The organism is Kitasatospora sp. NPDC093679, assembly GCF_040683455.1.
Taxonomy (GTDB): Bacteria; Actinomycetota; Actinomycetes; order Streptomycetales; family Streptomycetaceae; genus Kitasatospora; species Kitasatospora arboriphila.
In genome coordinates, this window is sequence record NZ_JBFBDW010000009.1 from 154,857 (window position 1) to 168,590 (window position 13,734).

The following is a 13,734-nucleotide window of genomic DNA, read 5'->3' on the forward strand; positions in this document are numbered from 1 at the left end:
CCCTCTCCTGCTCGGTCGCCGCGGTGGCGGTCGACCCTGCTCAGTCGCCGCGGTAGCGGTCGACGACCGAGGTGAACTCCCCCGTCATGGTCTTGTCCCCCTGCAGCGCGTCCACACCCAGCAGGTCGCGCAGCGGCACCGAGCAGCGCACCCGCACGGTGACGGTGGCGAGTTCACCGCCGGGGGTCTGCAGGGTGCCGTAGGACACCGGGGTGACCGGGTCCTGCGAGCAGCGGACCTTGCGCCGGCCGAGGACGTCCTGCACGGCGTCCGCGGCGGCCTGCCGGGCGCCGTCCTCGCCGCGGGCGAGCGAGGCGGCGCGGGCGCCGGCCCGGGCGGCCGCGTCGACGACGGCGCCGGTGCTCTGCACCCGGCCGGCGGCGACCACGATCAGCACGAAGGCGAGCACCACGGGCAGCAGCAGCGCCGCCTCGACGGGGACGGCGCCGGTGTCGCGGCCCGCGGGCGGCCGCCGTCGGGCGGCGCGGGCGGTCACCGCTGCCCGCCCTGCGGGACGAACCGCTCGCGGGGTGCGCTGAGCGTCTCGGTGATGGTCAGCCGGTCGAAGAACGGCACGACCGACTGCGGACGGACCGTCACCGTCATCTGCTGGGTCTCGGCGTCGGAACCGGCGTGGTCGACGCTCTCGAGTTCGGCGAGCCGGCCGAAGCGGGCGAGGAACTCCCGTACCCGCACGTCCCCGTCCTCGGCGGTGGCACCGCGCACCCGGCCGGCGTCGACGCCCTCGCGCAGCGCGGTGAGGGCGACCTGGTCGGCGTACCACCAGAGCGAGGCCTGCACCACGAGCATGACGGCGGTCAGCACGACCGGGAAGACGATGGCCAGGCCGAGGACGACCGCCCCGCGGTCGCGCAGTGCGGCGGTGCGCGGCGCGGCGGGGACGCGCGGGCGTCGGATCACTTCACCGCGTCCGGGACGTCGGTGGGGATCTTCTGCTCGGCCTTGCCGGCGAGCAGTTTGACGGCGGCCAGCACCGCACCGGCGATGGCGACCAGGACGATGATGGTGAGGGCGAGTTCGATGCTGATCGCGCCGCGGTCGCCGGAGGCGCGGGCGGCGCGCAGTCTGCCGAGGCGCACGTGCAGGTAGGGCATGCCGAGGTGCAGGGGCAGCAGGACGGGCAGCAGGAGGGCGGTGGCCAGGGGCTTGAGCCTGGCCGCGGTCTCGGTCATGGTGTGGTCTCCAGGACGGGCGGTCGGGTGGTCGTCGGCTGCTCAGCTGACGTCGAGCATCTGGTACAGCGCGGGGAAGACGATCAGCACCGTCATGAGCAGGGTGAGCGCCGAGCCCGGCGCGACCATCCGCTCGCTGTCGGTGTTGGCCTGCGCCAGTTCCTCGGCGAGGAGTTCGCCGCGGAGGCTCTTGGCGCGGGCACGCAGGGTGTCGTACACGGCGGCGCCGTCGGTGCCGGAGATCCGCATGATGTCGGCGAGGTCCTGGAGGGGGGTCAGACCGAGTTCGGCGGCGAGGGCGTCGAGGCCGTCCCAGGGCGGCAGGCGGTCGGTGGCGGCGCGTTCCAGGGCGTCCCGGATCCGCCGGAAGACGGTGCCGCGGCCGACCGCGGCGGCCCGCCGCAGGGCCTCCGCCGGTCCGCAGTCGGCGGCCCGCTCCAGGGCGACGAGTTCCAGGTAGGCGGCGACGCCGTGCAGGTACTCGGTGCGGGCCTCCTTCGCCTCGCCGGCCACGATGCCGTCCGGGACGAGCCAGAGCACGGCGGCCAGCAGCGGGCCGGCGAGCAGCGGCACGGCGACCGGCAGGCCGATCCCGGCGACCGCGGCCATCGCCACCAGGTAGCCGGGCAGGACGAGTCCGACCAGCGCGAACAGCAGCTTGTGCGCCATGAACCGGGCCGGGCTGCGGCCGATCAGGGCGAGCTGCTGGTGCGGGATCCGGGCGCCGGGCAGCCGCAGCGAGTCCGCGCCGATCCGGTCGTACCAGGCGGGGCGGGTCTCCTCGGCGGGGCGCGGGTCCGGGGTGCGGTGCAGCCGGCCGAGCGCCTGGCCGAGGTCCGGCGGCGCGGGCCGGAGTTCGGCGAGCAGCAGGGCGAGGCCGCCGGCCGCGGCGCCGCCCGCGAGCACGGCCCAGGGCGAGATCATCGGGCCTCCTTGGCCGCGGCGGCGGCCTCCGGCGACGGCTCGGCCTCGACCGGGTCGCCGGGCAGCCGGCCGGCCTTGCTGCGCCGGTCGGGCTCGATCAGTCGGGGCAGCGGGGTGTGGGCGGCGAGCGACCGCATCCAGGCGATCACCCCGACGAACGCGGCCGCGACCACGGCCAGCACCACCTGGCCGGTGACGCTCGCGTACGGCGCGGTGTAGCGCGGGTTGAGGGCGCCGGCCGCGATCACCACGAGGATGATGCCGACCAGCCAGCGGACGGTGGTGCGGTGCTTGGCCCGGTCGGCCTCGATGGCGCGGCGCTGGCGGACCTCCTCGCGGACCGACTCGGCGATGTCGGCGAGCGCCCGGGCCAGGCCGGGGCCGCTGTCGCCGGACCGCAGCAGCAGGGCGGCGAGCACCTTGTCGGCGGTGGCGTCGGCGAGTTCGTCGCCGAAGGCGCGCAGCGCGTCCTCCGGTCGCCAGCGGGACTGCAGCCGGGCGGCGAGGTCGCCGATCTCGGCCTCCAGGGCGGGCGGTGCGGTGCGGCGGCTGGTGACGATCGCCTGGTTGAGGCCGACGCCGAGCAGCAGCACGTCGGCGAGGCGCTGCGTCCACTCGGCGAGCGCCTCCAGCCGTTCGATCCGCCGGGTGTCGGAGCGGGTGGCGTCGTACAGCCAGGGCAGGCCGAAGACGGCGAGCGGCAGCAGCAGCACGGTCAGCGGGATCCCGGTGAACAGCCAGGCGCCGGCGCCGCCGGCCACCGCGAGCACGGCCTGGACCCGCCGCGCCCTGGCACGGCCGGGGCTCGCCGTCCCGGGGGCGCCGTACCAGAAGGTGTGCAGCCGGCCGCTGCCCGGCCGGGCCTCGGGCTTCTCCTCCCGGGTGCCGACCAGGCCGGCCACCAGGGCGACCAGCCCGCCGGCGACGGCGAGGCCGCAGAGCACGAAGAGCAGCATCAGCGGGCACCGCCGATCCGCAGCCCCAGCGGGGCGCCCCAACTGCCGTACGGGGACTGCAGCAGGCCGGCGTCGAAGCCGGCCCGGCGCAGGTCGTCCAGGCACTGCGGCGGGGTGTGCGGGACGGCCCGCGGCTCGCCCTGTTCGGTGCGCGGGCCGAAGACCTGGTTCATCGCCGGGCGGCCGCTCTCGCCGAGGCCGGTGACCTCCAGGACGTGCGAGACGAAGCGGTGCCGGCGGCCGCCGACGGCGGTCTCGTCGACCATGGTGACGTGCACGACGAAGTCGACGGCGTTGGCGGTGAGCCGGTAGGCCAGGCTGTCGGTCATGTGGGCGCCGTACTCCAGGCAGAGTTCGGCGATGCGGTCGACCACCATGTGCGGGGCGCGGGCGTGCAGGGTGCACATCGAGCCGCCCTCACCGTTGGTCATCACCCGCAGCATGGGCACCACCTCGGCGGAGCGGACCTCTCCGACGATGATCCGCGAGAGCGTCATCCGCAGCGCGGCCGGGATGAGTTCACCGATCGTCAGCTCGCCGGCGACCCGGCCGTCGACCCGCTCGCCGTTGCCCTCCCGGGCCTCCATCGGCACCACCTGGCGCAGGTGGCCGAGGGTGTGCAGCCACAGCTCGAACTCGGTCTCCAGGGTGCCGACCCGCTCGTCCGGCGGGATCTCGGCGGCCATCGCGCGCAGCAGGCTGGTCTTGCCGACGCCCTGGGTGCCGGTGACCATGACGTTCTTCTTGGCCCGGATCGCCGCCGCCAGGAAGGCCGCCAACGTCGCGTCCAGGGTGCCGAGTCCGACCAGGTCGCCGAGGGTCGCCGAGGCGACCCGGTGCCGGCGGATCGCCACGTACGGGCGCGGGGTGACCTCGGTCAGCGCCTGCAGGCGCATGCCGCCCTCCAGCCGCAGCGCCAGGGTGGGGCTGGCGGTGGAGAGGCTGCGCTCGCCGCCGCCGTGCTGGCGGGCCAGGTCCTGCAGCAGCTCGACGAGTTCGGCGTCGCTGTCGGCGATCGGCGGCACCTGCCGCAGCGGCTCGTTGGCCCGTGACACCCAGACGTCGTCGCAGCCGTTGACCAGGATGTTCTCGATCTCCGGGTCGTCCAGGTACGGCTGCAGCCGGCCGGCCCGGAACAGCAGGTCGTAGACGGCCTCGGCGAGCGCGCGGTCCTGGTCGCGGGTCGGCGGGATCCCGTGGGTCTGCGCGTACGCGTCGGACCAGCGGGCGACGACCTCCTCGATCAGCGCCCGGCCGCGCTGGCGCCTGGTGGCCCGGTCGACCTCGCCGGAGCCCTCCAGTTTGGCGAGCTGCTGGTGGAGTTCGGCCGCGACCTGGCGCTTGAGCTCCCGGGCGACCTGCGGGTCGACGGCCGGCCGGACGCCGACCGGCTGCAGTGCGGGCACCGCCGCGACGGGCGCGGCGGGCCCGGACGGCCGGACGGGACCGGGGACGACGCCGGGGCCGGGCACGGCACCGGGGGTCGGCAGCTGCCAGGGCGGCGAGGACGGCCCCTGCTGGAGCGGACTACCGCGCACGGAGCACCTCCCCGTACCCGTTCTGCGGCTGCTGCCGGTCCGGCGGCGGGAAGGGCGCCGGCGCCGGCGGCTGCGGGACGGCCGGCGGTGCGATGTGCTGCGGGAAGCCGACCGACTGCGGATCGGGCACCGGCGCCCACGGCTGCCGCGGCGTCACCGGCCCGAGCACCGGGCCGGGCGCGGGGGCCGCAGCGGGCTGCGGGTAGGGCTGGGCCTGGGGGTACGGCTGCGGCTGTGGGTACGGCTGGGCCTGCGGGTACGCCTGGGCCTGCGGGGCGAGGCGCTGCCGGCGGCGGGCCGCGACCTCCTGGATCCGGTCGGCCGCGCTGCGCACCGTCCGCATCAGCTCGGAGCGGACGAACCGCCGGTCGGCGGTGTCACCGCCGTCGGAGAGCACCCTGGCGGTGCGCGGCGCGTAGGGCAGCAGGCCCAGCGCGGAGACGCCGAGTTCGCGGGCGGCCTCGGCCAGCGGGTACGGGCCCTCGCCGACCGGCAGCAGGCCGAGCGCGTCGGCACCCGGGCCGGCGCTCTCCAGGTCGTCGCGGAGCGCGGCCAGCCGCGGCCGGGCGGCGGACAGGCCGCGCAGGGTGGTCCGGACGGTCGCCACCACCACGTCGGCCCGCCGGGCGAGCACCGCACCCGGGCCGGTCGCTCCGGACCGGCCGAGGTCGACGATCACGTCGTAACCCTGGCCGTCCAGGGCCTGGAAGGTGTCGGCGAGCGGCTCCCAGGTGTACGCGAGGCCGGGCGCCTGCGCGGGGTCGGTGAGGCCCGGCAGCAGCAGCCGCTCCGCGGTGCCCTCCGGGGAGAGGTCGACCAGCTGCTCCCAGACGGTCTGGGCGAGCAGGCCGCGGCGGTCCGCCACGGCCAGGTTGCGCAGCCCGTACACAGCGTCGATGCGGCCCTCCAGCGCGCCGGCCAGCACGGCGCCGCCGTCCGGATCGCACTCGGCGAGCAGGACCTTGCGGCCCGGCGGCAGCGGCCAGCTGAGCAGCAGGGCGAGGGCGGTGGTGGTGGCCCCGGGCGCGCCCGGGCCGCCGACCACGGCGACGACCGCCATCAGGTGCCACCTCCCGTACCGCTCTTCGGACTTCCGGTGGCCTTGCCGCTCGGGGCACCCGTCGGCGTACCGGCCGGGGGTGTGACCGCCCCGGCCTTCCCGTCGTCCGCGGTGGTGCCGCTCGTGGACGGCGCGGGTGCGGGGGCGCCGGCCCGCGGCGCGAGGATCACCTGGAACCGGCCGGAGGACACCCAGACGGCCAGCCGCGGTCCGTCGGCCGAGGGGACGGCCACGTCCACCACCTGGCTGCCGTCGGAGTCGACGCGGCCGACGGTGACCACCACCGCGGCGATCGTCTCCGGCGTCCGGTCGGCCGCCTGGTCGCCCTTGGCGTCCGGGGTGGACACCACGAGCACCTGCAGCCCCGGCTGCAGCCGGGTGGCGGGCAGTTGGGTGCGCTTGGCGGCGAGGCCGACCTTCTGCTGGTCGGGGCGGAGCACCGGCTCCGCCGTCAGGTCCGCCTTGAGCAGCAGGGCGCCGCGCTTGAGGTCGGTGGTGGCGCGCAGGCCGATGGTGCCGGCCCGGTCCCGGGCGTCCAGCGGGCGCAGCAGCGGGTCGCCGGCGATGTGCGCGACCACCAGGTCGTCGGCGGTGATGGCCTGCCCCATCGGGACGTCGCGAGCCACCGCCAGCACGGCGATCCGCTGCCCCGAACTGGTGTAGAGGGCGGCGCCGCCGAGGCCGCCCGCGGCGATCAGCGCGACGGCCATCGCCAGCACGGCGGGCCGCCGCCGCCGGGCCCGCAGGGTGCGCGGGGGCACGTGCGGGGCCGGACGGTGCGGGTCGGGGGCGAGGGCGGCGGTGCCTGCGCTCGGCGTCGGGACGTTGCGGGTTTCCACCGGGCTTCGGCCTTTCCGGAACTGGTGGTTCGTCGTGGGGTCGGGGCGTGGCCGGCGGTCAGTTGAGCGCCTGCACCTCGGCGACCTTCAGCGGCAGCGGCTGGTCCGTGTCGACGCGGTAGTCGACCGCGAACACCCGCGCCCCGGTGTCGGAGCGCACCGCCTCGACCCGCCAGGTCAGCGTGGCGGTGAGGTAGAAGCTCTGGTCGTGCTGGCCGCCGGACGCCTTCCGGTAGGTGTGGCCGCAGGGCGGTTCGGTGCCGGCGCCCGGGGTGTAGGCGGTGCCGGGGCCGGTGCAGTCGGCGCCGGCCGAGCCGTCGCCGGTGTCCCAGTGCACCTTCGTCAGCCGGGCGGTGGCGGTGACGCTCATCGTCCGGCCCTTGGCGGTGGCGCTCTGCGGGCCGGCCGTGGTCGGCCCGGCGGTGTACCAGAGCCAGACCGGCACCCCGACGACGGCGGTGGCGGCCGGGGCGGCGTGCAGCGCCGGCGAGTCGAAGTGGATCATGCCGAGCGCCTTCATGCCCAGGTCGTACGGGCGGTCCGGCGGCGGCGGGCCGCCGGGCGGCTGGGCGAAGAACATCGGCGGCTTCGGCGACAGCTGGCCGCCGACACCGCGGCAGTTGACCTCGTACACCGCACCCTCGGACGGGCTGTGGCCGTCCCAGGCGGGGTCGCTCGCGGGCGGCTGCGGCTCGGAGCGGTGGTAGTAGCAGCCGTCCGCGGTGGAGAACCAGCCGAGGTCGTCGTCCCAGCAGGGCCACTGCTGCCCGTTCCAACTGCACATCTGCACCCCGCCGTCGGACCCGCCCGACGACCCGCCGCTCCCGCCCCCGGGCTCGGCCGTGCTCCCGGGCTCGGTGACGACCACGCAGATGTCCCGGACGGCGCACGGATTGACGGTGCCGCCCCCCTCCGCCGAGGCCGGGGCCGCGGAAGCGAGCAGCAATGCCGAGAGCAGCAGCGTGCGGAAGACCTTTTTCAGCACGTGCGATCCACCTCGCGTTCGAAGTCCACGATCATCCAACGGCTGTCGTTCCTCCGCAGCGAAACGGTCGCCGGATAGCGGGTGAGCCGCTGCCGGGGATCCTTTACCGCTCCGGTCGTTGCGTCGGCCTGGTGCCAATCGGTGACGTCGAGGCAATCCTGCACGACGGCCGTCTGCGGATCGGCGGAGAGATCGACCTTCTTCACCAGTGCCGAGTTGCGCGGACTCCCGGTCATCACCAGCTTTGCGTCGTGCAGTTGGTGGAGGCTGGCCAGCGCCTCGCTCAGCGCCTGACCGGTCGAGTACGCACGCAGTTGCGAGCCGTCCGAATCGGAGCGGGCGAACGCCTCGACCTGTGCCTGCCACCAGGCTTGATAGGTGCTCAGGACCGTTCGGGCGACGGCTCCGTCGGGGCCTTCGGTGGGGGCGCTGCCGCCCGTACCCGGACCACTCGAAGGAGTTACTGCAGTCCCACCGGGAACAGCTGTCACAGGAGTACCCAGACGGTCCGCAGAACCCCCGGCGTCGGCGGCGGAACAGGCACTGAGCGCCAACAGCAGTGCCACCCCACCGATCCCGACCGCCCCAGGGCGCAACACATTTCCGCGCTGCCGCATCGCCCCACCTCGTAGCGCCAGACCTCGTCCGCGGCCGTGGTCGCACAATTCCTCTGCCGTCCCTCGGCGCCGCCGCGGGGACATCGATTCTTCGCCACCCGCCCCGGCACAGCAACACCTCGGGCGGTCCGACCTTACGCGTTCGGCGGATCGGTTGGGGTGTTTTCTCGCCAGAGCACGGCCAACAGTTCGTCGGAAAGCGACAATCCGGCCAATGCGCCCCGGACGGCGGCTCGATTGTGCATCAGCAGCCGTCCCCCGTCGGCCGGTACGAGTTCGACGGCCTGTCCGGCTTCGGCCGCGCCGCCGTCCCGCAGGGCGAGTTCGTGCGCGAGGACGGGCGCGAGTTCCTGCGGGCCGAGGGCGGCGGGTGCGCCGGGGACGCCGCGGTCGAGGGCGTCCACCAGGAGCCGGCTGAACGATCCGTCGCCTCCCGGGCGGACGGCGTCTCGGCCGCGCCGCCCGGCCTGGTACCGGCCGATCCGTCCCCAGAGCGGGACGCGGGAGTGGCTGAGGAGCTCTCCCGCGGCGTCCTCCCGGGCGAGGGCGGCCCAGGTGTCGCGGTCGGCGACCGCGTCGACGAGCAGCAGGGTCTCCTCCTGGTCACCGTGCACCATGGCGCTGACCACCCAGTCCCAGGCGAGGCCGCGCCGGTAGGCGTTGTCGGGGGTGGAGCCGGCGGTGACGAGCGCGATCCGCCGTCCCCTGGGGTCGGCGGTGAGCTGGCCGAGCAGGCAGACGACCAGCCACCGCGCGGGTCTCGCCGCGGCGGCGCGCAGCGCGGTGAGCATGGTGTTGGCGTCGGCGTCCGGGGGCAGCAGGTCGACCCGGCAGCCGCGGGCCCCGGCGTCGAAGGTCCGGCCGGGCAGTGCCGCGGCGAGGGTGCGGGCGCCGTCCGCGGCCCGTTCCGAGCCGGACCAGCTGCGGTCCGGCCCCCCGTCCGCGCCGATCACCACCAGTTCGATGCCGCCGCCCACCCCGCACCAGCCCCCTTCCGCCTCCGTGCCTGGCGACAAGCTACCGCCGGAGGACCCTTCGGGCAGGGACCATCGGCCCTACCGGCTCCGCGGCCGCGGGCCGAGCATCATGCCATGGAGTACGAGGACCCTGTGGAGGAGCTGAGCGAGGCCGAGTGCCGCCGCCTGCTCGGCACCGTGCCCGTCGGGCGCGTGGTGTACACCGAGCACGCGCTGCCCGCGGTGCTGCCGGTGGCGTTCGAGGTGGCGCAGGACGGCCGGCTGGTGCTGGCGCTGCGCGCCGACAGCGCCACCGCGCGGGCGCTGGACGGCACGGTCGCCGCCTTCCAGGCCGACGTGCTCGACCCGGAGACGCGCTCCGGCTGGAGCGTCCTGGTGCACGGGCACGCCGAGGTGGTCCGGGACCACCGCGCGCAGGACGGCCTGTACGACGCGGGGCTGCGCCCGTGGGTGGGCGGTCCGCGGCCGGTGTACGTGGCGCTGACCCCGGAGCTGGTGGGCGGGCGGCGGCTGCGCGCGGTCGGTACCGCCGCCGCGGCGCGCCCGGCCCCCGCTGACAGGTGACCGGTCGGTAGGCATACTCTCCGACTGTCCCCGCCGGACGCAGCCGTGGGGACCGGAGCCCCGACCCCACCTGGAGCGCACCTTGACGACCTTCGCCTCGCTGGCCGACCTGAAAGCCGCGGTCGGCACCGAGCTCGGCACGAGCGAGTGGCACACCATCGGCCAGGAGCAGGTGAACCTGTTCGCCGAGGCCACCGGTGACCACCAGTGGATCCACGTCGACCCGGCGCGCGCCAAGGAGAGCCCGTTCGGCGGGACGATCGCGCACGGCTACCTCACGCTCTCACTGATCCCGGTGCTGGCGAAGGAGTGCTACGGCGTCGAGGGCATCGCGATGGCCCTGAACTACGGCTCGGAGAAGGTCCGCTTCCCGTCGCCGGTGCCGGTCGGCACGGCGGTGCGGGCCACCGCCGAGCTGCTCTCCGCCGACGAGGTCCCCGGCGGGGTGCAGGCGCTGGTGCGGTTCACCATCAGCAGTGAGGGCAGCCCCAAGCCGCACTGCGTCGCCGAGACGATCACCCGCTTCTACGCGGCCTGATCCTCCGCACCCGGACGGGCCCGCCGGGCGGCGGGCCCGTCCCGGCGTGTCCGGGGCCCGACCGGCGGGTCCGCCGAACGGCTCGCCCGATCATGTTTCGGCCGGGCCCGCACGGGCCAGGAGGGGTAGTGTCCGGTTTCGACGGTCGTCGTACGGCAGCGGAGCCCCAGCCGCCCCACCCGTACGCGTCCGGCCTGCCGGCCTCCGCGACCGCGGACGCCGGACGGCCACCGCCGTACGGATGTCCCGACGTGGAGGTGCCGTGCCCAGCTCCGTCCCCTGGATCTCCCGCGCAGCCGCCCTCGCCGCATGGTTCGGCACCTCGTTCACCGACGGCGGAGGCATCGGACGACTGCCGCGCCGCACCTGGCATCGGATCCGGACGGACGCCTTCGGCGCCGATCCCACGGGCGAGCGGCTGGAGCGCGTACGGCGCTCGCCGCAGTTCCGCGACGGAGCCTTCCAGAACCCCGTCCCGACCCGGCGGCTCGCCGACGGGCAGTCACCGCTCTCGGTCAGCCGGGCCCAGCTCGCCGGCGACCGGGCCCGCCGGCTGCCGGCCGCCCCCGTCCCGCTGCACCCGCTGCGCCCGATCGACCTGGCCGCGCCGCCCGCCTCCGGCCTGCGGCTGACCTGGCTCTGCCACGCCACCGTGCTCGCCGAGCTGGACGGCCGCCGGGTGCTGTTCGACCCGGTCTGGGGCGAGCGCTGCTCGCCGTTCTCCTGGACGGGCCCCAAGCGGCTCCACCCGATGCCGATCGGCCTCGCCGAACTCGGCCCGGTGGACGTGGTGGTGGTCTCGCACGACCACTACGACCACCTCGACATGCCGACGATCAAGGCACTGGACGCGAGCGGCGCGGTGTTCGCCGTCCCGCTCGGGGTGGGCGCGCACCTGGAGCACTGGGGCGTACCGCCGGAGCGGATCGTGGAGCTCGACTGGTGGGAGTCGGCCGAGGTGGCGGGGCTGACCCTGACCGCCACGCCGGCCCGGCACTACTGCAGCCGCGGGCCGCGCACCCACCCGTACGCGCTCTGGGCGTCCTGGGTGGTGGCCGGCTCCGAGCACCGGCTGTTCCACAGCGGGGACACCGGCTACTTCCCCGGCTTCGCCGAGATCGGCGGCCGGCTCGGACCGTTCGACGCGACGATGGTGCAGATCGGCGCGTACAGCGACTTCTGGCCCGAGGTGCACATGACGCCCGAGGAGGGCGTGCGGGCGCACCTGGACCTGGACGGCGGGCTGATGCTGCCGATCCACTGGTGCACCTTCAACCTGGCGCCGCACCCGTGGGAGGAGCCGGCCGAGCGGACGGTGGCGGCGGCGCAGGCGCTGGGCGTGCGGTTCGCGGTGCCCCGGCCGGGTGCGCCGTTCGAGCCGGCCGACCCGCCGGCGCCGACCCTGTGGTGGCGGGCGGTCGCCCGGGTGCCCGGGGACGGCGGCCCGACCGTGCCCGCGGCCCCGGCCGCTCCGGCGCCGTCCGCGTCCCGCCGCCCCGCGGCGACCGCGGACGACGACGGGATCACCGTCTGAGGACGGGGCCGGACGGGCGGGCGCTCAGCCGCGGGCCCGGACGGCCTTCCAGGCGACGTTCTGGACCACCAGGGTCGCGACACCCGCGATGACGATGCCCAGCATGTTCAGCAGGAGTTGCACCGCCGAGCCCCGGCCCTGCGCGAAGTCGCCGTAGGCCACCGCGGCGGCGGCGTTGGCAGCGGCCGGCACGGTGGTCACGGAGATGGCGACCCCGACCAGTGCACCGGCCTTCGCCGAGGTCAGCGAGAGCAGTCCGGCGACGCCGGCCAGCAGCGCCACCACGAAGGAGGTGGCATCCGGCTTCCAGATGAACGAGGTGTTCGGCCTGCCGGCCTCGAACATCTCCTTGGTGAACAGTCCCCACTGGTCCATCAGGAAGCAGAAGCCCACGGTCAGCACCATGGCGACGGCGAAGCCGACGACCAGGGCGTTGAGCGACCGGAGGACCGGTCGGCCGCGGCGCTGCACCAGGGCGACGCAGAGCCCGGCCAGCGGGCCGAACTCCGGCCCGACCGCCATCGCGCCGACGACCAGGATCGCGCTGTCCAGGACGGCGCCGCAGGCCGCGAGCATGGTCGCCACCGTCAGGAAGGCCAGATAGACGGCGGTGAGGGTGGACTCCTCGTGCGTGATCTCCGAGACCGACTCCCAGACGAGCGCGTCGGCGCCTTCGCCGGGTGCCTCCTCCTCGGCCCGGTCGGCGGCGGCGGAGATCGTCAGCGCGACCTCCTCGACGTTGATCGCACCGCGCTCGGCCAGCCCGATGGCCCGCAGGGCCCCGAGGAGCTCGTCCGCGGCCTCGCGGGCCACGTCGCAGAGCACGACGTCGCCCTCCGGACGGACCGCCGAGTCCGGCAGGATGATCACGTGGGTCGCCCCCACGGAGGCGTCGAGCGCCTGCAGGACACGGTCCCGCAGGTCGGTGGGGACGATCAGACGCAGGTGAAGCACGGACGCTCCGGAGGTGCGGGCCGGTCGGACGCGCCCACCCTAGGGCCCGCGCGGGGATCAGGCCCGGTCGGGGCGGGCGGCGGCGTGGGCGCGCATCGCGGCCTCGACCAGGGCGACGGCGGCGCGCGGGTCGGCGACCTCGACCACCAGGCGGCTGTAGCGCTCGTCGGCGAGTTCCACGACCACGGCCCCGGCCGGGTTGTGCACGTCCCAGAACACCCACTCGCCCTGGGAGCGGAAGGTCCCGGCGGTTATCACGCCGGGCAGGTGGGTGCCGCCCATCCTGATGCCCTTGGACTCGTGGACGATGCCGGGGTCGGCGGTGGCGCCGCGGACGTTCGCCAGCGGGATCTCCAGACGGCTCCTCAACGCCCAGAGCTTGTCGAGTCCTTCGACCTCGACGATCAGGGTGTCGTCGACGACGGACAGCTGTGCCATCTGATGGCTCCTCGGGTGGGGTGAAGCGTGCGGCGGTGAGGCGTGCGGGGAGGGGTGCGGGTGGTCAGCGGGTGAGGCGGTCGGCCAGCGCCAGGACGGCGGCCGCGCCCGGGCGGCCCTCGGCTGCGCGGCCGCGCAGCCGCACGCCGAGCACGGTGGCGGCCAGCGCCTCGGCCAGCGGCGGCGCGGCGCCGTCGCCGAGCACCCCGGCGAAGGCGGCCTCCAGCGCGGCGAGCCCTTCCTCGACCAGGGCGGCCGTGTCCGGGTCGAGCGGGGCCCGCTCGGCGGCGGAGAGCAGCAGCAGCCCGGCGGCCGGGCCGCTGTCGTACGCGGCCGCGGCCTGTGCCAGGGCCGCGGGCAGGTCCGCGGCCCCGGCGACCGCCCGGGTGAGCGGCAGCACGTCCCGGTCGAGGTGGCGGCGGAGCGCGGCCAGGTAGAGGCCGCGCTTGCTGCCGAACACCTTGTAGAGGCTGCCCCGGTGGACGCCGAGCGCGCTCACCAGGTCGTCCACCGACGTGCCCTCGAAGCCGTGCGCGGCGAACAGCCGGGCAGCGGCTTCGACGGCCTCGTCCTCGTCGAAGGCTCGTGGTCGTCCCATGGCCGGAACGTTAGCGAAT

The 13,734-nt window shown here is 75.6% G+C and carries 17 protein-coding genes; 3 read left to right on the forward strand and 14 right to left on the reverse strand.

Translation table 11 applies throughout. The annotated features are described in order from the left end of the window. Window positions 1-40: 40 nt before the first annotated feature. From AB0O09_RS10760 to AB0O09_RS10810, 11 genes are all read right to left on the reverse strand, one after another. Window positions 41-496 carry a TadE family protein gene (locus AB0O09_RS10760; protein ID WP_359985234.1) on the reverse strand — a complete coding sequence of 152 codons (456 nt, stop codon included), beginning with the start codon at window positions 494-496 and terminating at the stop codon, window positions 41-43. Beyond that, on the reverse strand, window positions 493-921 hold the full coding sequence (locus AB0O09_RS10765) for a TadE family protein (protein ID WP_363541190.1): 429 nt from the start codon (window positions 919-921) through the stop codon (window positions 493-495). The genes AB0O09_RS10760 and AB0O09_RS10765 overlap by 4 nt, the downstream gene beginning before the upstream one ends. Next, window positions 918-1,193, reverse strand: coding sequence for a hypothetical protein (locus AB0O09_RS10770; RefSeq protein ID WP_030265308.1), 276 nt, complete (start codon window positions 1,191-1,193; stop codon window positions 918-920). Before AB0O09_RS10770 ends, AB0O09_RS10765 begins: the two co-directional genes overlap by 4 nt. Window positions 1,194-1,235: 42 nt before the next feature. Continuing rightward, a complete protein-coding gene (locus AB0O09_RS10775; RefSeq protein WP_359985231.1) occupies window positions 1,236-2,117 on the reverse strand; it encodes a hypothetical protein in 882 nt (293 codons plus the stop codon). Beyond that, window positions 2,114-3,073 carry a type II secretion system F family protein gene (locus AB0O09_RS10780; RefSeq protein ID WP_363541192.1) on the reverse strand — a complete coding sequence of 320 codons (960 nt, stop codon included), beginning with the start codon at window positions 3,071-3,073 and terminating at the stop codon, window positions 2,114-2,116. Before AB0O09_RS10780 ends, AB0O09_RS10775 begins: the two co-directional genes overlap by 4 nt. Further along, complete coding sequence (locus AB0O09_RS10785; protein ID WP_363541194.1) at window positions 3,073-4,611, reverse strand: CpaF/VirB11 family protein; 1,539 nt, start codon at window positions 4,609-4,611, stop codon at window positions 3,073-3,075. Before AB0O09_RS10785 ends, AB0O09_RS10780 begins: the two co-directional genes overlap by 1 nt. After that, window positions 4,601-5,671: a hypothetical protein gene (locus AB0O09_RS10790; protein ID WP_363541196.1), complete on the reverse strand. Its 1,071-nt coding sequence runs from the start codon at window positions 5,669-5,671 to the stop codon at window positions 4,601-4,603. Before AB0O09_RS10790 ends, AB0O09_RS10785 begins: the two co-directional genes overlap by 11 nt. Then, window positions 5,671-6,510 (reverse strand): SAF domain-containing protein, encoded by an 840-nt coding sequence (locus AB0O09_RS10795; RefSeq protein ID WP_363541198.1) that lies wholly within the window; start codon window positions 6,508-6,510, stop codon window positions 5,671-5,673. The genes AB0O09_RS10790 and AB0O09_RS10795 overlap by 1 nt, the downstream gene beginning before the upstream one ends. A 58-nt stretch (window positions 6,511-6,568) precedes the next feature. Continuing rightward, the gene (locus AB0O09_RS10800) at window positions 6,569-7,495 is read right to left on the reverse strand and encodes a hypothetical protein (protein WP_363541200.1); all 927 of its coding nucleotides are present in this window, start codon (window positions 7,493-7,495) and stop codon (window positions 6,569-6,571) included. Beyond that, entirely contained in the window at window positions 7,489-8,061 is a 573-nt protein-coding gene (locus tag AB0O09_RS10805; protein WP_363541202.1) for a hypothetical protein, read from the reverse strand. Before AB0O09_RS10805 ends, AB0O09_RS10800 begins: the two co-directional genes overlap by 7 nt. 185 nt (window positions 8,062-8,246) lie before the next feature. Further along, the gene (locus AB0O09_RS10810) at window positions 8,247-9,089 is read right to left on the reverse strand and encodes a hypothetical protein (RefSeq protein ID WP_363541204.1); all 843 of its coding nucleotides are present in this window, start codon (window positions 9,087-9,089) and stop codon (window positions 8,247-8,249) included. Between the two features lie 114 nt (window positions 9,090-9,203). Between AB0O09_RS10810 and AB0O09_RS10815 the strand changes: the two genes are divergently transcribed. The 3 genes from AB0O09_RS10815 (at window position 9,204) to AB0O09_RS10825 (ending at window position 11,725) form a co-directional block, all read left to right on the forward strand. Then, entirely contained in the window at window positions 9,204-9,653 is a 450-nt protein-coding gene (locus tag AB0O09_RS10815; protein WP_363541206.1) for a pyridoxamine 5'-phosphate oxidase family protein, read from the forward strand. An 82-nt stretch (window positions 9,654-9,735) separates the two neighbouring features. Beyond that, on the forward strand, window positions 9,736-10,191 hold the full coding sequence (locus AB0O09_RS10820) for a MaoC family dehydratase (RefSeq protein ID WP_363541208.1): 456 nt from the start codon (window positions 9,736-9,738) through the stop codon (window positions 10,189-10,191). A gap of 343 nt (window positions 10,192-10,534) precedes the next feature. Beyond that, window positions 10,535-11,725 carry an MBL fold metallo-hydrolase gene (locus tag AB0O09_RS10825; protein ID WP_363541260.1) on the forward strand — a complete coding sequence of 397 codons (1,191 nt, stop codon included), beginning with the start codon at window positions 10,535-10,537 and terminating at the stop codon, window positions 11,723-11,725. A 24-nt stretch (window positions 11,726-11,749) separates the two neighbouring features. Here AB0O09_RS10825 and AB0O09_RS10830 read toward each other — a convergent pair whose 3' ends face one another. The 3 genes from AB0O09_RS10830 to AB0O09_RS10840 all read right to left on the reverse strand — a co-directional run bounded on the left by AB0O09_RS10830 (window position 11,750) and on the right by AB0O09_RS10840 (window position 13,715). Further along, entirely contained in the window at window positions 11,750-12,679 is a 930-nt protein-coding gene (locus AB0O09_RS10830) for a DUF389 domain-containing protein (protein ID WP_363541210.1), read from the reverse strand. Between the two features lie 57 nt (window positions 12,680-12,736). After that, window positions 12,737-13,117: a hypothetical protein gene (locus tag AB0O09_RS10835; RefSeq protein ID WP_363541212.1), complete on the reverse strand. Its 381-nt coding sequence runs from the start codon at window positions 13,115-13,117 to the stop codon at window positions 12,737-12,739. A gap of 64 nt (window positions 13,118-13,181) precedes the next feature. Then, complete coding sequence (locus AB0O09_RS10840; RefSeq protein ID WP_363541214.1) at window positions 13,182-13,715, reverse strand: helix-turn-helix domain-containing protein; 534 nt, start codon at window positions 13,713-13,715, stop codon at window positions 13,182-13,184. Between the last annotated feature and the right edge of the window lie 19 nt (window positions 13,716-13,734).

What these genes read in the sequence shown, in the direction of transcription:
- AB0O09_RS10770 (WP_030265308.1), bottom strand. Translation starts at nt 1,193, where the DNA reads ATGACCGAGACCGCGGCCAGGCTCAAGCCCCTGGCCACCGCCCTCCTG.
- AB0O09_RS10775 (WP_359985231.1), bottom strand. Translation starts at nt 2,117, where the DNA reads ATGATCTCGCCCTGGGCCGTGCTCGCGGGCGGCGCCGCGGCCGGCGGC.
- AB0O09_RS10780 (WP_363541192.1), bottom strand. Translation starts at nt 3,073, where the DNA reads ATGCTGCTCTTCGTGCTCTGCGGCCTCGCCGTCGCCGGCGGGCTGGTC.
- AB0O09_RS10790 (WP_363541196.1), bottom strand. Translation starts at nt 5,671, where the DNA reads ATGGCGGTCGTCGCCGTGGTCGGCGGCCCGGGCGCGCCCGGGGCCACC.
- AB0O09_RS10815 (WP_363541206.1), top strand. Translation starts at nt 9,204, where the DNA reads ATGGAGTACGAGGACCCTGTGGAGGAGCTGAGCGAGGCCGAGTGCCGC.
- AB0O09_RS10835 (WP_363541212.1), bottom strand. Translation starts at nt 13,117, where the DNA reads ATGGCACAGCTGTCCGTCGTCGACGACACCCTGATCGTCGAGGTCGAA.
- AB0O09_RS10840 (WP_363541214.1), bottom strand. Translation starts at nt 13,715, where the DNA reads ATGGGACGACCACGAGCCTTCGACGAGGACGAGGCCGTCGAAGCCGCT.